We start from the raw sequence: 19,704 nt of genomic DNA on the forward strand, positions 1-19,704 counted from the left end.
GGCTCTGCGGAAGATGATCTTGTGGTGAGACCTCTTCTACCAGGACCCCACGCCCACACCTCTTCACCCCCCCCAGCACACACCACCTCACGACCCCAGCCCCCAGCCCACTGAGATCACCTCATTGAAATTGCGGGAGTTGTCCACATCCCCCGGTGTGTCGGGTCACGACGCACTGGCGACTGTGGACAACCCGCAAGTTCCATTGAAATCGAACCTTCGATTTCAATGGAACTTGCGGGAGTGTCGGAGGGCTGCCGCCCGGCTGCGGCCGTGCGACCGGCGACACGTTGTTGAGCAGCGGCAACGTGCTTCGCGATGCGGGCGGTTACTGTTGTCGGTCATGGACGTTCGGGTCGTGGACCACCCCCTCGTGAAGGCAAGGCTGTCCACAATGCGCGATGCGCGCACCAACAGCGCCGCGTTCCGCGCCGCGCTGCAAGAGCTCACGCTGATGCTCATCTACGAGGCGACGCGGGACGCCGAGGTCGCGGTGGAGCCGATCCACACCCCGGTGGCGCGCACCAACGGCTACCGGCTGGCGAACCCGCCGCTGCTGGTGCCGGTGCTGCGGGCGGGGCTCGGCATGGCCGACCAGGCGCACCGGCTGATCCCCGAGGCGCAGATGGGCTTCGTCGGCCTGGCCAGGGACGAGGCGACGCTGCAGCCCACGCCGTACCTCGAATCGCTGCCCGCCGACCTGTCCGGCCGCCCGGTGCTGGTGCTGGACCCGATGCTGGCCACCGGCGGCTCGATGGTGCACACGATCAGCCTGCTGACCGACCGCGGCGCCACCGATGTCACGGCGATCTGCACGCTGGCCGCCCCGGAGGGCGTGCGCCGGCTGGAGGAGTCCGGCCTGCCGGTGCGGGTGGTGACCGCGAGCGTGGACGAGCGCCTCAACGAGTCTGGATTCATCGTCCCCGGCCTCGGCGACGCGGGGGACCGCGAATACGGCGCGGTGTAGCTCCACCGGAGCCGGACGCCTCCCGAATTCGCCTGGAATTGCAACGATCTTCGCCGGGTCGCAGCGGGGAAATTCCCGATTTTGCCTGAAAACGGGAGTCCCGCCGCGGCCCGGTTCGTCGTGTTGACCACCGGTTCTACCTGGACATGTGCGGGGTGCGCGGGCACCCCGGCGACGCCTCGGGCTCCTGCGTGAACTGCCCGCAGCAGCGTTATTGGGCCGAACAGGCGCTACCTGGTCTAGACCTGACCCGAATATGGTCTATACCACATTGAGCGATCCCCCCGATGACGCAGGAGTCGCCATGTCCGTTCGACGACGCAGCTTCCCGTTCCGACTGCCGGTGCTGCTCGCCTCGATCCTCGCCCTGGGGCTGCCCGCGCTGGCCGCCCCGGCCGGGGCCTCCGACACCCCGGCCGACCCCGAACCCCAGGCCGCCGCCCGCAAGGTCGGCTACTTCACCCAGTGGTCGATCTACGACCGCAACTACTTCGTCAAGAACCTCGACACCTCCGGCGCCGCCGGTCAGCTGACCCACCTCAACTACGCCTTCGGCAACCTCGACGCTGGCGGCAAGTGCTTCCAGATCAACCAGGCAGGCGAAGGCGACGCCTGGGCCGACTACCAGCGCCGCTTCACCGCCGAGCAGACCGTCAACGGCACGGCCGACGCCTACGACCAGCCGCTGGCGGGCAACCTCAACCAGCTCAAGCAGCTCAAGGCGAAGCACCCCGGGCTGAAGGTCTACATCTCCTTCGGCGGCTGGACCTGGTCGAAGAACTTCCACGCGGCCGCGGCGACCCCCGAATCCCGTGCCGCGCACGTCAAGTCCTGCATCGACATGTGGATCCGCGGCAACCTGCCGAAGATCGGCGAGCCGCAGGGCGGGGACGGCGTCGCCGCGGGCATCTTCGACGGCGTCGACCTCGACTGGGAGTGGCCCGCCTCCGAGGGTGGCCCCGGCAACGTCGTCGACCCGGCCGACAAGCAGAACTACACCGCGCTGCTGCAGGAATGGCGCACCCAGCTCGACGCCGCCGGCCAGGAGCTCGGCAAGACCTACGACATCAGCGCGTTCCTGCCCGCCGACCCGAAGAAGATCGAGGCCGGCTACGAGGTGCCGAAGGTCTTCGACCTGCTCACGTTCGGCACGATCCAGGGCTACGACCTGCACGGCGCCTACGAGCCGACGACGAACCACCAGTCGGCGATCTACAGCCCGGAGGGCGACCCGTCGCCGGAGAAGTGGAGCATCGACCAGACGATCAACGCCTGGCGCACCGCCGGGGCGCCGAACGACAAGATGGTGCTCGGCGTGCCCTTCTACGGCCGCGGCTGGACCGGCGTGCAGAACCAGAACAACGGCCTGTTCCAGACCTCGACCGGTCCCGCCCCGGCCAAGTACGAGGCGGGCATCGAGGACTACAAGCTGCTCAAGGCCAAGGCCGGTTCGTTCGCCCTGCACCGCGACGAGAAGGCCGGTCACGCCTGGATCTACGACGGAACCACGTTCTGGACCTTCGACGACGCGACCGAGATCACCCGCAAGGTCGAGTACCTCAAGCAGCAGGGCCTCGGCGGCGCGATGGTGTGGTCGATGGACGGCGACACGCCTGAAGGCGAGCTGATGACCGCCATCCACAAGGCCCTCGGCTGAGGGGTTCCCCGAAGCAGTCGTGGGTGGTCATGGCCGCCAGTCAAGGCCGCGCACGACGCGCTGGCCCCGAGGAAACCCCCCGTCGCTCGGGGTCAGCGCCTCCAACCCGCGAAACCGTTGCGCAGCGCCCGCTCATAGCGGGCGCTGCCTTCGTCTCCGGCCGGTGCCGAACCGCTCAGCTCCAGCGAGACCAGGCCGTGCACCAGCGCCCACGCGGCGAAGACGACCTCCGCCGGATCGGCGTCGATCAGCTCCCCGGCCTCGATGCCCTTGGCGATCGCCTCACGCAGCGGCTCGATGCTGCGCAGCGCCTGCTCCCACGCCTGCTCGTCGGGCGTGAAGTCGGGTACCGCGTGCCCGAACATGATCGAGTAGAAGTGCCGGTTGGTCAGTGCGCTGTCCCGGTAGGCGTGGCCCAGCGCGGTCAGGTCCTGCGCCGCATCTCCGGTGCGCGACACCCGCTCCATCCGGTCGCACAGCCGCTGGAAGCCCTCCACGTACAGCTCGCGGACCAGCCCCGGCTTGCCGCCGAACAGCGAGTACACCGCGGTGGTCGAGGTGCCCACGTCCGCGGCGAGGCGCCGCAGGCTCAGCCCCTCCGGGCCGTGCGCGGACAGCAGCTCGCCGGCCCGGTCCAGCAGGCGGGTGCGGAGGGCTTCGTCGTGCGCTCGCGGTCTCGCCATTGACCGAAAGTAGCGCCTTTATCGGGTGGTATCAGCGCGATACCATCTACCGCATGGCCATGACCTTGCGTCTGACCGAGGAAGAGAACCGGCGGCTCGCCGAGCTGGCGGCGGTCGAGGGGCGGTCCAAGCAGGAGGTCGTGCGCAGTGCGCTGGCCGAACGCTGGGCGCGCCAGCAGAAGGAGCAGCAGCTGGACGACGTGATGCAGCGCGTTCTGCCGCGATACCGGGGATTGTTGGACAAGCTCGGCCCTTCATGATCGACTATTGAGCGGTGACCGTATATCTCGACACGTCCGATCTGCTCCTGCTCGCGACCGCGGTTTCCGACGGCGACCTGCTGGTGCGGGACAGCGGATTGCTTGACGCGGCGGCGTACCGGCCGCGCGCGGAGGTCCTCGGGGTGCCGGCGTACGAGACCCTGTGGCTGAAGTCGGCGGCGCTGCTGGATTCGATCGTGCGCACCCGGCCGCTGGCCGGCGGCAACTGGCGGCTGGCCTGGGTGGCCGCGGTGGCGATGTGCGACGTGAACGGCTGGTGGGTGGAGGCCGACGACGACGAGGCGCTGGTGCTGGTGCGCGAGGTCGGCCGCGACCAGCGGGAGCTCCCCGAGGTGGCGGATCACCTGGAGCGCTGGGCCAAGCCCAAGATCTGACCCGCCCGCGCCGCAACCCTTGGTGTGCGGGGAGATTCGCGGCGGCGGACCCGGAACGGCGATGGCCCGCCCGGGAGTCCGGGCGGGCCATCGCGCTCAATTCGTTCGGGCTTCGGCCGAGGTCGTTGTTCAGGCACTTGCTCGCGGTGGTCGGCCGACCACGCGGGAGTGCCGCTACCAGGCCCTAGCCGACGGCTCCGCTCTCGAGCTTCCTCATGGCAATCGGTGCGCCTGCCAGATCCTCTTCGTTGCAGAGCAACTTGAGGTCGTAGTAGGGCGAACCTTCGCGATCGTCGTAGTCCAGGTGGACTGCGATGACATCGATGGGTTCACCCAGCCAGTTCTGGGCCTCGCGAAGCCATTGGGCGGACCGCTCCAAGGCGGCTGGTAGGTCGTCGTCGCGGAACTCGACAGGTCGGTACGGAACGCCCTGAACCTGATCCTGTGGACCGGAGGGCTGTGGGAGATCCACGGAGACGCCGGAGTCGTCGAGTTCGAGTCGGATCGCTTCCTCACTCACTGTCGCAGGGTAACCCCTCCGGCGGTCCAAATGCTGCCGGAGGGCCTGCTCAGTTCGCTCGGATCGGGCTGCTGAGCTGGTCGGACCGGTCGGCCGACTACCATGCGCAAGGTGCGGGGCGCCCTGGGCATCGCACGTTGATGAGGGAAGGCGGGCTTTGCCCAGGGCGCCCAGCTGCCGTCAAGGGGCGCGCCCCGACGACACGATCAGGTTACTCCGGTCGTGTCGACCAAGATCAACTGGGGTTGGTCGCGGAGCACGCCGTTTTCGCGCGAAACCGTCACCTCCCACGCGTGGCGAGTGCTGTTTTGGCGCGAAAACGCTGCTCGGCCACCCCGGCTGAGCGTCACCCTCCGCGATGGGCGGATACGCCGTTCAGGGCATCAGTCCGGCCGCGACGGTCGCCCCGAGCTCCCAGCACGCCTCCAGTGCGTCCTTGTCCGGCTGGCCGAGCACGGTGACCGGTTCCGCGACCTGCTGCCACGACAGGCCGGTCGTGATCGACCGGATCGCGCGCAGCGCGCCCTCCACGCCCTCGTTGCCGTGCACGTAGCAGCCGTACGGCCGGCCGATCGTCGAATCCAGGCACGGGTAGTAGATCGTGTCGAAGAAGTGCTTGAGCGCGCCGCTGATGTAGCCGAGGTTCGCCGGCGTGCCGAGCAGGTAACCGTCGGCTTCCAGGACGTCGCTGGCCGTGGCGCTCAACGCCGGTCGCCGCACCACTTCGACGCCCTCGATCTCGTCGGTCGTGGCGCCCGCGACGACCTTCTCGAACATCGCCTGCATGCCCGGCGACGGCGTGTGGTGCACGATCAGCAGCCTCGGCATCGTCAGTCCTCCCGCACCAGGTCGGAAACCGCCTGCTTCAGCGCGTCGAGCCGGTCCGCGGCCCGCTGCTTCGCCGCCGCCAGCGGGAGTTCGCCGGCGTGCTCGACGACCTGCAGGTAGCACTTGAGCTTGGGTTCGGTGCCGGACGGGCGGATGACGACCCGGAGCCCGCCCGCGCCGGTGATCACCAGCGCATCGGTGTCCGGCAACAGGTCCTCGACGTCCACAGTGGTCGCCGCGAGGCTGGCCGGCGGCCGCTCGCGGAGCCGCCGCATGATGCGCGGGATCACGCCCAGGTCCGTGACGCGCACGGAAACCTGGCCGGTCTGATGCACGCCGTGCTTCGCGGACAGCGCGTCGAGCAGCTCCGGCAGGCCGCTCCCGGACGCCTTCAGGGTGGCGGCCAGGTCGCTGCCCAGGACGGCGGTGGAGATGCCGTCCTTGTCGCGCACGGCATCCGGGTCGACGCAATGCCCGAGCGCCTCCTCGTAGGCGTAGACCAGGCCGGTTCCGGCGCCGTCGCCGGCGCGCACGAGCCACTTGAAGCCGGTCAGCGTCTCGTCGTAGCGGACGCCGAACTCCGCGGCGATCGAACGCAGCATGGTCGCGGACACGATCGTCGTCGCCACCAGCGGATCGGCCGACCTATCCACAGTGGACAAGATGTGCTGGGCGAGCAGGACGCCGGTCTCGTCGCCGCGCAGCATCCGCCAGGCACCGTCCTCCCGGACGCCGAGCGCGCACCGGTCGGCGTCCGGGTCGAGCGCGATCGCCAGGTCCGCGCCGATCTCGGCGGCCAGCGCCAGCAGCTCGTCGGTCGCCCCCGGTTCCTCCGGGTTCGGGAAGCCGACGGTGGGGAAGTCCGGGTCCGGTTTCTCCTGGGACGCAACGAGATGCACGTCGTCGAAACCGGCGCGATGCAGCGCCTGCCGCAGCGTCTTCGCGCCGACGCCGTGCAACGCGGTCGCCGCGATCCGCAGCGTTCGCGCGTTGCCGCGCGGCAGCGTCGCAACCCGCGCGAGGTAGTCATCCAGGGCGGAGTCGTGGATCGACCAGCTTTCCTTGCGCGGCACCGCGTTCGCCGCCGGAGTCGCGGCGATCGCCGCCTCGATCTCGGTGTCGACGGGGCTCACCAGGTGGATGCCGCCCCGCAGGTACAGCTTGTACCCGTTGTCCTGCGGCGGATTGTGCGAAGCGGTGATCTGGATGCCCGCGACGGCGTCCAGCGCGCGTGCGGCGTGCGCCAGCACCGGCGTCGGCAGCGGCTCGGGCAGCATCCGCACGTCGAAACCGGCGGCCGCCAGCACCCCGGCGGCGTCGGTGGCGAAGTCCTCCGAGCCGTGCCGCGCATCGCGGCCGACCACGACGACACCGCCGCCGTGACCGCGCTCGGTCAACCAGGCCGCCACACCGGCGGTCGTGCGCACGACCACGGCGCGGTTCATCCCGTTCGAGCCCGCGCGCACCGCCGCGCGCAGGCCGGCGGTGCCGAACTGCGGCATGCCGGACATCCGGTCCGCGAGCTCCGGGTCGTCGGCGTCGAGCAGCGCCTGCAGCTCGGCCTGGGTCCGCGGGTCCACGTCGCCGGCGATCCACTGCCGGGCGGCCTCGCGCGGCTGCGCGTCGAGCGTCACTTCGCCTCCTGAGCTCCGTCGCGTCGTGAGCGGTTTTCGTCGCTGCAGCAACCGAAACCGCTCACGACCACAATCATCACGCCGACTTCAGCAGCTGGCCACGCGCGAGGCAAGAGCCGCGCTCACGCCGCCTCGACCAGCGAACGCAGCAGCTTGCCCATCCGGCTGGCCGAGGCGCGACCGGCGTCCAGGACCTCCTGGTGGTTCAGCGGCTGCCCGCTCAACCCGGCGGCCAGGTTCGTCACCAGCGACAGCCCGAACACCTCGGCGCCCTCGGCGCGGGCCGCGATGGCCTCCAGCACGGTCGACATCCCGACCAGGTCGACGCCGAGCCCGCGCAGCATCCGGATCTCCGCCGGCGTCTCGAAGTGCGGGCCCGGCAGGCCGGCGTACACGCCTTCCTCCAGCGAGGGATCGATGCTGCGGGCCAGTTCCCGCAGCCGCGGCGAGTACAGATCGGTGAGGTCCACGAAGTTCGCGCCGACCAGCGGCGACCGCGCGGTCATGTTGACGTGGTCGCTGATCAGCACGGGCTGACCGACCTGCATGCCCTCGCGGATCCCGCCGGCGGCGTTGGTGAGCACGACCGTCCGGCAGCCGGCGGCGATCGCGGTCCGCACGCCGTGCGCCACCGGATCGATGCCCTTGCCCTCGTACAGGTGCGTCCGCCCGAGCATGACCATCGCCCGCTTGTCGCCCACCTGCAACGACCAGATCTTGCCGCTGTGCCCGATCGCGCCCGGCGCGGCGAAGCCCGGCAGGTCGGACATGCTCAGCTCGGTGGTGGGCCGGCCGATCTCCTCGGCGGCGGGTTGCCAGCCGGAACCGAGCACGACGACCAGGTCGTGGCGGTCGGTGCCGGTGATCTCGGCGAGCTTGGCGGCGGCCGCCTGCGCAGCGGCGGAAGGATCGGAAGCAGTCGTAGAGGTCACGGCCGCGCAGCTTAGTCCGTACCAGGCCAGGACGAAGCCCGTTCAACACCGCGCGAGCACGTGGAACCACGGCTAGCTGGTCTGCAGGCTGCCCTGGATCTGGTCGAGTTCGCCGTTCGGCGCGTGGCTGCCCGGCACGGTCACCCGCACGATCCACAGGTCGTTGCCGTGGCGGCTCAGTTCCGCCGCGGTGCTGAGCTGCCGCTCCGGGGCCAGCTGGCTGAACTTGGACTTCTCGACCGTCGTGTACGCCAGCCGCTGCCGGTTGCTGCCGTCGGGGGAGCTGGACTGGACGGTCACCTCGTGATCCTGGCCCGCACCGGACTTCCGCAGCTCGTTCTCGTAGTCCGAGAACTCGTAGCCGGCGCCGAAGAAGCTGCCGTAGCGCTGGACGGCGATCTCGGTGGCGCCGTCCGGGGACACGAAGGACACGACCGCGCTGTTGGCGAAGTCGTTGCGCTCGCTGATGAACAGCCGCCAACCGGGATCGCTCGGAGCCATGATGGTGAACTCGCCGCCGCTCGGCGCGGCGGTGTGCTTCGCGACGTTACTGTGCTCGGCCAGGTTCAGGTGCACCGCCGGCGGTGCGGGCTCGACCCCCGGGCTCGCTTCCGGCAGCACCGGCTTGCCCGCGATCAACCGGGTCGCGGCGAATCCGCCGGCCAGCGCGGCGGCGAAGAGCACGACCGCGGCGACGCCGAGCGCGAGCACCGCCAGCGGCGACCTGCGGCGCGGCTGCGGCGGCGGCTCCTTCAACGCGAACGGTGGCAGGCCGGGATTGCTGGCCAGGGGAGCCGAATCCGGCGCGGTTGCGGGCTTCGGCGCCGGCGGGGGCGACACCTGGTGCCGCACCTTCACCGTCGGCGCGTCCGGGTCCAGCAGCATCGAGAAGGGGCGGACGCCGGGCTCGGGCAGCAGGCGCTGGATCCGGCGGCGAGCCTCGGTCAGCGGCATCCGCTGCGACGGGTCCTTGACCATCAGGCCGCGGATGATGTCGCCGATCGGGCCGGGCCGGGTGGCCACCGGCACGGGGCCGCGCACCACCTCGGTCACGGTGGCCAGCGGGTCGTTGCTGACGTCGTAGGGCGTGCGCCCCTCGGCCGCGGCGAACATCGTCGCGCCGAGCCCCCACAGGTCGGCGGCGGCGGTCACGCCCTGGCCCGCGGCGACCTCCGGGGCGATGAACGCCGGGGTGCCGAGCAGGATGCCGGTGCTGGTGAGGGTGTGCTCGGCGATGTTGCGGGAGATCCCGAAGTCGCTGACCTTGATCCGGCCGTCGTCGCCGATCAGCACGTTCCCGGGCTTGACGTCGCGGTGCACGATGCCCGCCCGGTGCGCGGCCTCCAGCCCGGAGGCGACGCCGTCGGCGATCACCGCCAGCTGGTGGTCGTCGAGAGCACCGTGCTTGCTGAGGATCGCGGCGAGGCTCTGCGACGGTACGAGCTCCATGACCACGAACGGCTCGCCGTCCTCGCGCGCCACGTCGTAGAGCGTCACGACGTTGGGATGCGACAGGACGGCGATGGCGCGGGCCTCCCGGAGCGCGCGCTCGCGCAACTCGGCGGCCTCCTCGTCCGGCATCCCCGGCGGGAGTTTGACCTCCTTGACCGCCACCTGCCGCCGCAGCAGCTCGTCCGTGCCGGACCACACGGTGCCCATCGCACCGCCGCCGAGCTTGCTGTCCAAGCGGTACCGGTTCCCGATCAACCGCCCGGCGCCGGCCAGGGTGTTGGGTTCGTAGCTATCCGTGGGCACGGCCATATTTTCCATGGTCGACGGCGCGGCATTGGCGGAACCGGTGAGGATCGTTGCTCAGCTGCGATGATTACCGGACTCGCCGAGACGATCACCCGCGGTATTCGTATCGGCGTTACGAAAAGTGAACAATCCCACGCCGACGGTCGCCCCGGCGGCACCCCCGATGCCGCCAAAGGTCATTTCGTCGCAACGAAAAACGGCCTCCCATCGGCCAATATGCCGTCTGGAGCTGACTGGCCCGAACTCGTGCGTTTCGGATAAGTTGGGCTCCGATCGGACCTCGCTGTACATCGGTGGCCCGAGCCTTCCTCAAGCCGATACGCGCAGCGGTTGCACTGCCGCGACGTCGATCGTCGCGGTGCGCCTGCGTAAACGGTGACGAACAATCCCGGTGGTCGGGAGTCGGCGGGTCCGGGTGACCGCGATCAATCGTCGTCGAGGAGGTGCCCTTGCTCGCGTTCGTCATCGTGCACCTGCTGGTTGCTCTGGCGCTCCCGTTCCTCGCGCGGCGCAGCACCCGAGCCGCGTTCCTGACCGCGGCCGTCCCACCGGCCGCAGCGCTGGTCTGGGTGCTGGCGCAGGCGCAACCGGTGCTGACCGGGCAGGTGATCACCGAGACGGTCGCGTGGGCGCCGCTGATCGGGCTGGAGCTCAGCTTCCGGCTGGACGCGCTCGGGCTGCTGATGACGGTGCTGGTCGCCGGCATCGGCTCGCTGGTGCTGATCTACTCCGACGCGTATTTCAGCCGCGGCGGGGGCGACGCGCGGCGGTCCGCGCCGCTGCTGCTGGCCTTCGCCGGCGCGATGCTGGGGCTGGTCTTCGCCGACGACCTGATCACCGTCTACGTCTTCTGGGAACTGACCACGATCTGCTCGTTCCTGCTGGTCGGGCAGGCCGGGATCAGCCGCGAGTCGCGGCGGTCCGCGCTGCAGGCCCTGATGATCACCAGCCTGGGCGGACTGGTGATGCTGCTGGGCTTCGTCGTGCTCGGCGAGTCCGCGGGCACCTACCGGATCTCCGAGCTGATCGCGAACCCGCCCGGCGGCACGCCGGTCGCGGTGGCCGCGGTGCTGATCCTGGTCGGCGCGTTCACCAAGTCCGCGCAGGTGCCGTTCCACAACTGGTTGCCCGCCGCGATGGTGGCGCCGACGCCGATCAGCGCCTACCTGCACGCCGCGTCGATGGTCAAGGCCGGTGTGTTCCTGGTGGCCCGGCTGGGACCGGTGTTCGCGGGCGTGCCGCAGTGGTGGCTGCCGACCGTGGTGTTCGGCCTGGCCACCATGCTGATGGGTGGCTGGCGGGCGCTGCACGAGTACGACCTGAAGAAGCTGCTCGCCTACGGCACGGTCAGCCAGCTCGGCTTCCTGATGGTGCTGCTCGGCACCGGCACCTACACCGCGGCGGTCGCCGGGACCGCGATGCTGCTGGCCCACGGCCTGTTCAAGGCGACGTTGTTCCTGGTCGTCGGCATCATCGACCACCAGGCCGGCACCCGCGACATCCGGGAGCTGTCCGGTCTGGGCCGCCGGATGCCGTGGCTGGCGATGATCGCCACGCTGGGCGCGGCGTCGATGGCGGGGCTGCCGCCGATGCTCGGCTTCGTCGGCAAGGAGGCGGCGTTCAGCGCCTACCTCGGCGGTTCCGGCCCGGAACCACTGGTGGACGCGGTGCTGGTGGTCGGCTCGATGCTGACCGTCGCCTACAGCCTGCGGCTGCTGTGGGGCGCCTTCGCGGACAAGCGCGACATCGCGCCGACCGAGCCCAAACCGGCCAGTCCCGAGGCGCTGCTGCCCGCCGCGCTGCCCGCCGCCGCGGGCGCCCTCCTGGGCCTCAGCTACTCGGTCGTCGACAAGCTGACCAGCGCTTACGCCAGCTCCTTCCCGGCAGGGGCCGACCCGTACCACCTGGGGATCTGGCACGGCTGGACGCTGCCGCTGCTGCTGTCGGCGGTCGCCGTGACCGGCGGTGTCGCGCTGCACCTCGCGCGCACCCGCCTCACCGCGCTGCGCAACCGGCTGCCGCGGCCGCTGGACGCCCAGCGCGGGTACGAGCGGATCATGGCGCTGCTGGAGCGGGTCGCGGTCGGCGTCACCGGGCGCCTGCAGGTCGGTTCGCTGCCGACCTACCTCGGCATCATCCTGCTGACCGTGCTGGCGATCCCCGGCACGGCGCTGGTGATGCGGGCCAGCGTGCCGGAAGACCTGCGCGCCTACGACAACCTCCTGCAGCTGCCGCTGGCGATCGTGGTGATCGTCGCGGCGGTCGCCGTGCTGCGCTCGCGGCGGCGGTTGACCGCGGTGCTGCTGGTCGGCGTCGTCGGCTACGGCATCGGTGGGCTGTTCATCGTGGACGGCGGCCCGGACCTGGCGCTGGCGCAGTTCCTCGTCGAGACGCTGACGCTGGTGGCATTCGTGTTCGTGCTCCGCCGGCTGCCGGTGCGCTTCACGCAGAGCGAAACCCCGACCACGAAGGCGCTGCGGCTGCCCAAGGCGATCATCGCGGGCGCGGCCGGCGTGTTCATCTCGCTGGCCGCGGTCATCTTCAGCGCGGCCCGCCAGGCACCCCCGGAGGCCAGCGCCGAGTTCATCGCGAACTCCGAGAAGGGCGCCGGCGCGACCAACGTGGTCAACGCGATCATCGTCGACTTCCGCGCCTTCGACACCGTCGGCGAGATCGCGGTGCTCGCGGTCGCGGCGACCGGCGTCGCCAGCCTGATCCTGGCGTCCCGGCACGAACGCCGGAAGCGCAGCACCCGCGCGGCGACCATGCCGCAGATCAAGACCCCGACCCTGGCCAAGCAGCAGGAGGAGGTGCGCGAATGACCTCGCCGACGAAGCCAAAACCGGCCTGGACCGCCTGGGACGCCCCGAGCGAGCGGTGGCTGCTCTCCGGTTTCCCCCGCGAGGGGATGCAGCGGACCGTGCTGCTGGAGCTGGCGTCCCGGATCATCTTCCCGACGGTGCTGGTGCTGTCGATCTACCTGCTGTTCGCCGGGCACGACCGGGCCGGCGGCGGGTTCAGCGGCGGCCTGGTCGCCGGGCAGGCGTTCGTGCTGCGCTACCTGGCCGGTGGCCGGATGGACGACAGCGCCATCGTCTCGATGCGCCCGCCGGTGCTCATCGGCATCGGCCTGACCATCGCGACCACCTCCGCGTTCCTGCCGCTGCTGTTCGGCGGGCAGATCCTGGAGACCGCGATCTACAAGTTCGCGGTGCCGCTGCTCGGCGAGATCAAGTTCGTCACCAGCGTCCTGCTGGACACCGGGGTGTACGTCCTGATCGTCGGCGTGGTGCTGGACCTGCTGCGGACCCTGGGCGCGGGTATCGAAGCCGACGTCGAGGCGGCGGCCAGGGGGCAGCGATGACCATCAACCTGACCATGGCGGTCGTGCTCGCCGTGCTGTACTCGGTCGGCTTCTACCTGCTGATGCAGCGCTCGCTGATGCGGATCCTGCTGGGCATCGTGATCCTCGGCCACGGCTCGAACCTGCTGCTGCAGACCGCCGGCGGCCCGCCCGCCGGCGCCGCGATGATCGGCACCACGCCGCTGGACGAGATGGCCGATCCGCTGCCGCAGGCGATGGCGCTCACCGCGATCGTGATCACCTTCGCGCTGACCACCTTCCTGCTGGCGCTGGCGTACCGGTCGTGGACGCTGCTCGGCCACGACGAGGTCCGCGACGACGTGGAGGACCGGCGCATCCAGCGGATGGAACGCCGCCTGGCGGAATCCGAAGACGACAGCACCGAGGAACTGGCGAAGGAGGCCACGCAGTGACGGTCCTGGTGGCCCTGCCCGTTCTGCTTCCGCTGGCCGCTGCCGGGCTGTCGTTGGCGCTGGGCCGGTTCGCCGACATCCAGCGCGCTCTCGGACTCGTCGTCCTCGGCGGGATCATCGCCGACGCCGCGGTGCTGCTGTACGTCGCGGACCGCTACGGCCCGGTGGTGCTGCAGATGGGCGCCTGGCCGGCGCCGTTCGGCATCACCCTGGTCGCGGACCGGCTCTCGGCGCTGCTGCTGGTGGTCTCGTCGGTGGTGACGTTCGCGGTGCTGATCTACTCGATCGGCCAGCGCATCACCGACTACGGCAGGCAGCGCTCCAGCACCACGTTCCACCCGATGTACCTGGTGCTGTGCGCGGGCGTGTCGCTGGCGTACCTCACCGGCGACCTGTTCAACCTGTTCGTCGCGTTCGAGATCATGCTGAGCTCGTCGTACGTGCTGATCACCCGGCGCACGACGGCCACCCGCATCCGCGCGGGCATGACCTACACGATCGTCAGCCTGGCGTCGTCGCTGCTGTTCATCACGATGATCGCGCTGGTGTACGCCTCCACCGGCACGGTCAACCTGGCCGACCTCGGCGAGAAGGTGCACCAGCTGCCGGACGGGCTGCAGATCGCCCTCGCGCTGCTGGTGGTGATCGTCTTCGGCGTGAAGGCGGCGATGGTGCCGCTGCACTTCTGGCTGCCGGACAGCTACCCGACGGCGCCCGCGCCGGTCACCGCGGTGTTCGCCGGCCTGCTGACCAAGGTCGGCATCTACGCGCTGATCCGCACCCAGACGCTGGTCTTCAGCCATTCCGAGAGCTGGAACCTGATGCTGGGCATCGCGCTGATCACCATGATCGTCGGCGCGCTGGGCGCGCTGGCCCAGAACGACCTCAACCGGCTGCTGTCCTTCCTGCTGGTCAGCCACATCGGGTACATGCTGTTCGGCCTCGGCGTCTACGACGTGATCGGGCTGACCGGGGTGATCCTCTACGTGGTGCACCACATCACCGTGCAGGCCACGTTGTTCCTGGTCAGCGGGTTGATCACGCGGCACACCGGCACGGTGGCGCTGACCAGGATGGGCGGGCTGGCCAAGGCGGCGCCGCTGATCGCGGTGCTGTTCGCGTTGCCCGCGCTGAGCCTGGCCGGGGTGCCGCCGTTCTCCGGCTTCGTCGCGAAGCTGGCGCTGCTGCAGGCCGGTGTCGGCGCGGGCACCTGGACCGCCTACGCGGTCACCGGCGGCGCGGTGCTGACCAGCCTGCTCACCCTGTACGCCATGGCGCGGGTGTGGACCCGGGCGTTCTGGGGCCAGGTCAAGGCGCCGGAGCCGGACCCGGATCCCACCGATGAACTGGTCGTCGGCACGGCCACGTCGAACCGCCCGATGGTCGTCGCGACCGGCGTGCTGGTGGCGGCGAGCGTGGTGATCGCCCTGGTCGCGGGGCCGCTGGCCGACGTCAGCGGCCGGGCCGCGACGGACCTGATGCACGGCGAGACCTATCGGACCGCGGTGCTGGGAGGTGCTGCCGGTGAGTGAGCAGGCGATCGGCCGCCGCCGGCGGCTGCTGCAGCGGCTGCCGCTGGTGGCCTGGCTGACCCTGGTCTGGGTGATGCTGTGGGGCACCTTCGACCTGGGCACGCTGTTCTTCGGCCTGGTGGTGGCGCTGCTGGTGTCCACCACGTTCCCGCTGCCGCCGATCAACACCAACATCGTGGTGCGCCCGCTGCGGCTGCTGCAGCTCGTCGCCTACCTTGCGTGGGACCTGGTGAGCTCCACGGCGCGGGTGTCCTGGCAGGCGTTGACCCGCGGGCCGAACGCGAAAGCGGGCATCGTCGCGGTCACGCTGCAGACCGACTCCGACCACATCACCGCGATGGTCGCCAACGCGGTGTCGCTGGCGCCCGGCAAGTTCGTCCTGCAGATCGACCGGGTCAACCGGATCTGCTACGTCTACGCGCTCGGCATGCGTGCCGAGGACGTCGAGTCGGTGCGGCGCGAGGTGCTGGCCCTGGAGCGGCGGGTGGTGCAGGCGGTCGGCTCGGCGAACGAGGTGGCGCTGGTGAGCGGACAGGAGGGGTGAGCATGGCCTGGGTCTTCGCGGTCACCTTCGGCCTGCTGTGCGTGGCCGGCCTGCTGGTGGTCGTCCGGTTGCTGCGCGGCCGCACCACCCTGGACCGGATCGTGGCGGTCGACGTGTTCGTCACCCTGATCGTCGCCGGGACCTGCGTCGGCATGGGCTGGCTGGGCGACGGCTCGAACATCGCGTTGCTGGCCGCGTTCGCGCTGCTCGCGTTCATCGGTTCGATCAGCGCGGCGCGGTTGATCGAGAAGAAGGAGCCGTACCGATGAGCTGGTTGGACGTGTTCTCCGCGGTGTGCCTGATCGGCGGCGCGTTGTCCTGCCTGCTCGGCGCGATCGGGTTGCTGAGCTTCCCGGACGTGACGGCGCGGCTGCAGGCGGCCACCAAGCCGCAGACCCTCGGGCTGATCCTGATCCTGATCGGCACTGCGGTGCAGCTCGACTTCGTCTACGCCTCGGGGCTGATCCTGGTCGGCCTGTTCCAGATGCTCACCGCGCCGGTGCTGGCGCAGCTGGTGGGCCGGGCGGCGTACCGCGCGGACAGCATGGACCGGGATTCGCTGGTGGTGGACGAGCTCGGCGACCGCATCGAGCGGGAGCGCCGGGTTCGCTGACCCGTTCGGCACTGCGCCGATCCGGCACAAGTCGCGCATGGCTAGTCACTCTCGGCGTCTAATATGATCAAATGGACCTGCACGAGTGACCACGCAAGAGTTACCGCTGACGTGTGATCAACGAACGCGGCGTAGGAGGGTGTGGAGCCATCATGTGGCGGACCGGCCGCGTGTTAGCTGGCCTTGCGATCGCGTTGTTCCTCTTGGTGGCGCCACCCGCGCTGGCGGCGGGCGAGACCGCACCGCCCGGCGCCCCGGTCGTCGTGCTGGCCCAAGATCCGGGCCAGCAGCCGGTGCCGCCCGCTCAGCCGCCGGCCTACGACAAGCAGCGCCTCGCCATCGGCGCCGGCGGAGTGGTGTTGATCGCACTGGTGCTGTTATCCCGCAAGGCGCGCAAGAAGCCGGTCTTGTTCGTCACGTGGAAGAAGAAGTAGTCGCCGATAAAACCGGCAGGGTGGTCGGTTTTTACGAGATTATTTCGGTGCTAATTCTCGCCATGGACTAGACCTGACGCCGAACCTGTGGGATTTTCACAACTGACTGAGTGCGCGGACCACATCCCCCGCCTGGGTAACGATGGGTCCAGCGCGCCTGCGACGGGGTAGTAGCCCCCCACTGACGTGGGCCGGCACCGGGAAGCCCCCCGACCGGTGCCGGCCCACACCTTTCCTGGTACGGCCTGCGCGGCAGGTACTCCTCGACTTCCGGATGCAGTCACGCTGTGGTGTCGTGATGTCGGCTTCGTCGCCCGGTTTATCAATCGAAAGTGTGAGGAATAGGTTAGTCGGCTCCGGTCGATCTCCAATTTCTTCGGTTCCGCCGAATCCGAACCACCCGTTCGTCGCAGTGTGACGACCGGTGGGCTCCCGGCCTCGCGCCAGGCCCGCACCGGCGATCCGGATGATGCAGGATGAGCGCAAATGAGTACAGCTCCACGCCCCGCCGCCGATCGTTCTGCCGCAGCGCGCGCCCACTGCCGCGACCGGGTGCGGCACCACGAAGCGGAGCTGGTCGAGCTCTCCCGGAGCATCCACGCCGAGCCGGAGCTCGCGTTCGCCGAACACCGCAGCGCCGCCAAGGTCGCGGACCTGCTCGCCCGGCACGGCTTCGCCGTCCGAACCCCGGTCGCCGGCCTCGACACCGCGCTCGTCGCCGAGTGGGGCAGCGGCGAACTGGTGGTCGGCATCTGCGCGGAGTACGACGCGCTGCCGGAGGTCGGCCACGCCTGCGGGCACAACGTCATCGCTGCGGCCGGAGTCGGTGCCGCGCTCGCGCTGGCGGGGATCGCCGACGACCTCGGGATCACGGTGCGGCTGATCGGCACCCCGGCCGAGGAGACCGGCGGCGGCAAGGTGCTGATGCTGGAGCGCGGCGTCTTCGACGGCGTCGCGATGGCGATGATGGTGCACCCCGGCCCGGAAGAGGTCTGCCGGCCGACCTCGCTGGCCATCACCGATCTCGAGGTCCGCTACACCGGCCGCGCGGCGCACGCCGCCGCGGCCCCGGAACTCGGCGTCAACGCGGCCGACGCGTTGACGGTCGCGCAGGTCGCCGTCGGCCTGCTCCGCCAGCACCTCGAGCCCCGGCAAATGGTGCACGGTATCGTTACCGCAGGTGGCGCGGCGCCGAACATCGTTCCCGCGCACACTGCGGCGGTCTACAACCTGCGTGCTGCCGAAGCGCGCTCCCTGCAGCGCCTGGAGAACCGTATTCGGGCCTGTTTCGAGGCGGGCGCGACGGCGACCGGATGTGAGCACGAAGTCGTGCAGATCTCTCCGGTGTACGCGGAGCTGAACCCCGACGGCTGGCTGTCGGAGGTGTACGGCCGCGCGATCACCGAGCTCGGGCGTGAACCGCTCGACCGGGGCGAAGAGCAGGGCCCGGTAATCGGCAGCACCGACATGGGCAACGTGACCCAGGCCTTGCCCGCGATCCATCCGATGATCGCGGTGGACTGCGGCGACGCGGTCAACCACCAGGCGGAATTCGCTGCGGCCTGCGCGACACCGACCGCGGATCGCGCGGTGCTCGACGCAGCGTTGGCGATGGCCTGGACCGCAGTGGCCGCTGCTTTGGACGGCGCGCAACGCGATCGCCTGCTGGCGGCCGCGCGCGACCGGTCGGCTCGGAGTTCGTCGGAACAGATCTGCACGTCGGGAGGCGTGGCGTGACCGTGGTGGATTCTCGTGGCCCGGAACCGGGTCAGTCCCCGAACGGCGGTTCGGCGGTGGAAGACGTGGATTGGGAAGCGGCGGAGCGTTCCGCCGTGGCCCAGGGCACTCTAGTGGCGGCAGGTGCGGACGGGCCGAGTGCGCCCATCGGCAGCACCATGTCCAGCGTGGGGTCCGGTGCGGAATCCGCCGTGGTCGACCTCGGCGCTGGTCGTGGACCATCCTGGCTGGATGCCTGGCTGGACGCCAACGCGCATCGAGTGGTGGCCTGGCGGCGGCACATCCACGCCTACCCGGAGCTCTCCCGCGCCGAGCACGAGACCACCGCGTTCCTCGCCGAGCGGCTCACCCGGGCGGGCCTGCGCCCGCGGATGCTGCCGGTGGGCACCGGCCTGGTCTGCGACATCGGGGAGGCGCGGCCCGGCCAGCGAACCGTGGCGCTGCGGGCCGACATCGACGCGTTGCCGCTGAGCGAAACCACCGGACTGCCCTATGCCTCCACAGTGGACGGCGTCGCGCACGCCTGCGGGCACGACGCGCACACCACGGTCGCGCTGGGCGCCACGCTGGCGCTGGCCGCCGCGCCGAGCCTGCCGGGCCGGGTGCGGGTGGTCTTCCAGCCGGCCGAAGAGGTGATGCCCGGCGGCGCCCTGGACGTGCTGGCCGCCGGTGCCCTCGACGACGTGGACCGGATCTTCGGGCTGCACTGCGACCCGCGGCTGCTGGTGGGGCAGGTCGGAACCCGGGTCGGGGCGATCACGTCCGCGGCCGACCTGCTGGAGCTCCGGCTGACCTCGCCGGGCGGGCACACCTCGCGCCCGCACCTGACCGCGGACCTGGTGCACGCGCTGGGCACCGTCATCACGGGTCTGCCGACGCTGCTGTCACGCCGCGTCGATCCGCGCACCGGAACGGTCCTGACCTGGGGCGCGGTGCACGCGGGCGAGGCGCCGAACGCCATTCCGCAGGACGGCGTGCTGACCGGGACGTTGCGCACGGGCGACCGCGACACCTGGGCGAAGCTGGAGCCGCTGGTGCACGAGCTCGTGCACAACCTGCTGTCGCCGCTGGGCGTCGGGTTCGACCTGCAGCACCGCCGCGGCGTGCCGCCGGTGGTGAACGACGCGGAGAGCACCGAGCTGCTGCGGGCCGGGATCGCGGCTGGCCTCGGCGAGGACGCCCTGGCCAGCACCCCGCAGTCGTCCGGCGGCGAGGACTTCGGCTGGTACCTGGAACACGTGCCGGGCTCGTTCGCGAGGCTGGGCGTCTACTCCGGGGTGGGCCGGGTCAAGGACCTGCACCAGCCGACGTTCGCGCTGGACGAGCGGGCCCTGTTCGTGGGCATCCGAGCGATGGTGAACACCGCCCTGATCAGCCTGGAGCGCTGAGATCGCGGCCGTCCGGCGGGCACTGTCAGCCGGACGGCCGGACCA

20 protein-coding genes are annotated in these 19,704 nt (G+C 70.4%); 14 read left to right on the plus strand and 6 right to left on the minus strand.

Translation table 11 applies throughout. The features are described 5' to 3' along the window. Window positions 1-343: 343 nt before the first annotated feature. Window positions 344-967: a uracil phosphoribosyltransferase gene (upp, locus tag AB0H93_RS35925; RefSeq protein WP_358579364.1), complete on the plus strand. Its 624-nt coding sequence runs from the start codon at window positions 344-346 to the stop codon at window positions 965-967. Between the two features lie 304 nt (window positions 968-1,271). Further along, window positions 1,272-2,624 (plus strand): glycoside hydrolase family 18 protein, encoded by a 1,353-nt coding sequence (locus tag AB0H93_RS35930; protein WP_358579366.1) that lies wholly within the window; start codon window positions 1,272-1,274, stop codon window positions 2,622-2,624. Between the two features lie 92 nt (window positions 2,625-2,716). Here the strand turns inward: AB0H93_RS35930 and AB0H93_RS35935 are convergent, their stop codons facing one another. Further along, window positions 2,717-3,307 (minus strand): TetR/AcrR family transcriptional regulator, encoded by a 591-nt coding sequence (locus AB0H93_RS35935; RefSeq protein ID WP_358579368.1) that lies wholly within the window; start codon window positions 3,305-3,307, stop codon window positions 2,717-2,719. Window positions 3,308-3,360: 53 nt separating this feature from the next. Here AB0H93_RS35935 and AB0H93_RS35940 point away from each other — a divergent pair, with 53 nt between their 5' ends. Together AB0H93_RS35940 and AB0H93_RS35945 are read left to right on the plus strand one after the other, a co-directional pair. Next, window positions 3,361-3,567 (plus strand): type II toxin-antitoxin system VapB family antitoxin, encoded by a 207-nt coding sequence (locus AB0H93_RS35940; RefSeq protein ID WP_358579371.1) that lies wholly within the window; start codon window positions 3,361-3,363, stop codon window positions 3,565-3,567. 14 nt (window positions 3,568-3,581) lie between these two features. Beyond that, the gene (locus AB0H93_RS35945; RefSeq protein ID WP_358307401.1) at window positions 3,582-3,962 is read left to right on the plus strand and encodes a death-on-curing protein; all 381 of its coding nucleotides are present in this window, start codon (window positions 3,582-3,584) and stop codon (window positions 3,960-3,962) included. A gap of 184 nt (window positions 3,963-4,146) precedes the next feature. Here the strand turns inward: AB0H93_RS35945 and AB0H93_RS35950 are convergent, their stop codons facing one another. The 5 genes from AB0H93_RS35950 to AB0H93_RS35970 form a co-directional block, all read right to left on the minus strand. After that, complete coding sequence (locus tag AB0H93_RS35950; RefSeq protein WP_093266989.1) at window positions 4,147-4,482, minus strand: hypothetical protein; 336 nt, start codon at window positions 4,480-4,482, stop codon at window positions 4,147-4,149. A gap of 375 nt (window positions 4,483-4,857) precedes the next feature. Next, complete coding sequence (locus tag AB0H93_RS35955) at window positions 4,858-5,310, minus strand: NAD(P)H-dependent oxidoreductase (protein WP_093266990.1); 453 nt, start codon at window positions 5,308-5,310, stop codon at window positions 4,858-4,860. A gap of 2 nt (window positions 5,311-5,312) precedes the next feature. Next, on the minus strand, window positions 5,313-6,944 hold the full coding sequence (locus AB0H93_RS35960; protein WP_358579373.1) for a phospho-sugar mutase: 1,632 nt from the start codon (window positions 6,942-6,944) through the stop codon (window positions 5,313-5,315). 122 nt (window positions 6,945-7,066) lie between these two features. Then, on the minus strand, window positions 7,067-7,876 hold the full coding sequence (locus tag AB0H93_RS35965; protein WP_132485241.1) for a purine-nucleoside phosphorylase: 810 nt from the start codon (window positions 7,874-7,876) through the stop codon (window positions 7,067-7,069). Window positions 7,877-7,948: 72 nt separating this feature from the next. Further along, complete coding sequence (locus AB0H93_RS35970) at window positions 7,949-9,637, minus strand: serine/threonine-protein kinase (RefSeq protein ID WP_358579376.1); 1,689 nt, start codon at window positions 9,635-9,637, stop codon at window positions 7,949-7,951. A 440-nt stretch (window positions 9,638-10,077) separates the two neighbouring features. Between AB0H93_RS35970 and mbhE the strand changes: the two genes are divergently transcribed. The 10 genes from mbhE (at window position 10,078) to AB0H93_RS36020 (ending at window position 19,659) form a co-directional block, all read left to right on the plus strand. Beyond that, entirely contained in the window at window positions 10,078-12,456 is a 2,379-nt protein-coding gene (mbhE, locus tag AB0H93_RS35975; protein ID WP_358579378.1) for a hydrogen gas-evolving membrane-bound hydrogenase subunit E, read from the plus strand. Then, entirely contained in the window at window positions 12,453-12,998 is a 546-nt protein-coding gene (locus tag AB0H93_RS35980) for an MnhB domain-containing protein (protein WP_358579380.1), read from the plus strand. The genes mbhE and AB0H93_RS35980 overlap by 4 nt, the downstream gene beginning before the upstream one ends. Continuing rightward, entirely contained in the window at window positions 12,995-13,411 is a 417-nt protein-coding gene (locus AB0H93_RS35985; protein ID WP_358579383.1) for a Na(+)/H(+) antiporter subunit C, read from the plus strand. Before AB0H93_RS35980 ends, AB0H93_RS35985 begins: the two co-directional genes overlap by 4 nt. After that, entirely contained in the window at window positions 13,408-14,943 is a 1,536-nt protein-coding gene (locus AB0H93_RS35990; protein WP_358579385.1) for a Na+/H+ antiporter subunit D, read from the plus strand. Before AB0H93_RS35985 ends, AB0H93_RS35990 begins: the two co-directional genes overlap by 4 nt. Continuing rightward, window positions 14,936-15,487 (plus strand): Na+/H+ antiporter subunit E, encoded by a 552-nt coding sequence (locus AB0H93_RS35995; RefSeq protein WP_358579387.1) that lies wholly within the window; start codon window positions 14,936-14,938, stop codon window positions 15,485-15,487. The genes AB0H93_RS35990 and AB0H93_RS35995 overlap by 8 nt, the downstream gene beginning before the upstream one ends. A gap of 2 nt (window positions 15,488-15,489) precedes the next feature. After that, window positions 15,490-15,756 carry a monovalent cation/H+ antiporter complex subunit F gene (locus tag AB0H93_RS36000; protein WP_132485253.1) on the plus strand — a complete coding sequence of 89 codons (267 nt, stop codon included), beginning with the start codon at window positions 15,490-15,492 and terminating at the stop codon, window positions 15,754-15,756. Beyond that, window positions 15,753-16,100 carry a monovalent cation/H(+) antiporter subunit G gene (mnhG, locus tag AB0H93_RS36005; RefSeq protein ID WP_358579390.1) on the plus strand — a complete coding sequence of 116 codons (348 nt, stop codon included), beginning with the start codon at window positions 15,753-15,755 and terminating at the stop codon, window positions 16,098-16,100. The genes AB0H93_RS36000 and mnhG overlap by 4 nt, the downstream gene beginning before the upstream one ends. 170 nt (window positions 16,101-16,270) lie before the next feature. Next, window positions 16,271-16,534, plus strand: coding sequence for a hypothetical protein (locus tag AB0H93_RS36010; protein WP_358579392.1), 264 nt, complete (start codon window positions 16,271-16,273; stop codon window positions 16,532-16,534). 486 nt (window positions 16,535-17,020) lie between these two features. Then, window positions 17,021-18,271, plus strand: a complete 1,251-nt coding sequence (locus AB0H93_RS36015) for a M20 family metallopeptidase (RefSeq protein ID WP_358579394.1) — start codon at window positions 17,021-17,023, stop codon at window positions 18,269-18,271. A gap of 158 nt (window positions 18,272-18,429) precedes the next feature. Beyond that, window positions 18,430-19,659 (plus strand): amidohydrolase, encoded by a 1,230-nt coding sequence (locus AB0H93_RS36020; RefSeq protein WP_358579396.1) that lies wholly within the window; start codon window positions 18,430-18,432, stop codon window positions 19,657-19,659. The last annotated feature ends 45 nt before the right edge of the window (window positions 19,660-19,704 follow it).

Origin of the sequence: Saccharopolyspora sp. NPDC050642 (assembly GCF_040654735.1) — a bacterium.
In the GTDB taxonomy this organism is placed as follows: domain Bacteria; phylum Actinomycetota; class Actinomycetes; order Mycobacteriales; family Pseudonocardiaceae; genus Saccharopolyspora; species Saccharopolyspora elongata.

Bases quoted from the DNA above. Each gene is read 5' to 3' on its own strand.
- AB0H93_RS36020 (WP_358579396.1), top strand. From the start codon at position 18,430: ATGTCCAGCGTGGGGTCCGGTGCGGAATCCGCCGTGGTCGACCTCGGC.
- mnhG (WP_358579390.1), top strand. From the start codon at position 15,753: ATGAGCTGGTTGGACGTGTTCTCCGCGGTGTGCCTGATCGGCGGCGCG.
- AB0H93_RS35935 (WP_358579368.1), bottom strand. From the start codon at position 3,307: ATGGCGAGACCGCGAGCGCACGACGAAGCCCTCCGCACCCGCCTGCTG.
- AB0H93_RS36000 (WP_132485253.1), top strand. From the start codon at position 15,490: ATGGCCTGGGTCTTCGCGGTCACCTTCGGCCTGCTGTGCGTGGCCGGC.
- AB0H93_RS35930 (WP_358579366.1), top strand. From the start codon at position 1,272: ATGTCCGTTCGACGACGCAGCTTCCCGTTCCGACTGCCGGTGCTGCTC.
- AB0H93_RS36015 (WP_358579394.1), top strand. From the start codon at position 17,021: ATGAGTACAGCTCCACGCCCCGCCGCCGATCGTTCTGCCGCAGCGCGC.
- upp (WP_358579364.1), top strand. From the start codon at position 344: ATGGACGTTCGGGTCGTGGACCACCCCCTCGTGAAGGCAAGGCTGTCC.
- AB0H93_RS35970 (WP_358579376.1), bottom strand. From the start codon at position 9,637: ATGGCCGTGCCCACGGATAGCTACGAACCCAACACCCTGGCCGGCGCC.
- AB0H93_RS35955 (WP_093266990.1), bottom strand. From the start codon at position 5,310: ATGCCGAGGCTGCTGATCGTGCACCACACGCCGTCGCCGGGCATGCAG.
- AB0H93_RS35985 (WP_358579383.1), top strand. From the start codon at position 12,995: ATGACCATCAACCTGACCATGGCGGTCGTGCTCGCCGTGCTGTACTCG.
- AB0H93_RS35980 (WP_358579380.1), top strand. From the start codon at position 12,453: ATGACCTCGCCGACGAAGCCAAAACCGGCCTGGACCGCCTGGGACGCC.
- AB0H93_RS35940 (WP_358579371.1), top strand. From the start codon at position 3,361: ATGGCCATGACCTTGCGTCTGACCGAGGAAGAGAACCGGCGGCTCGCC.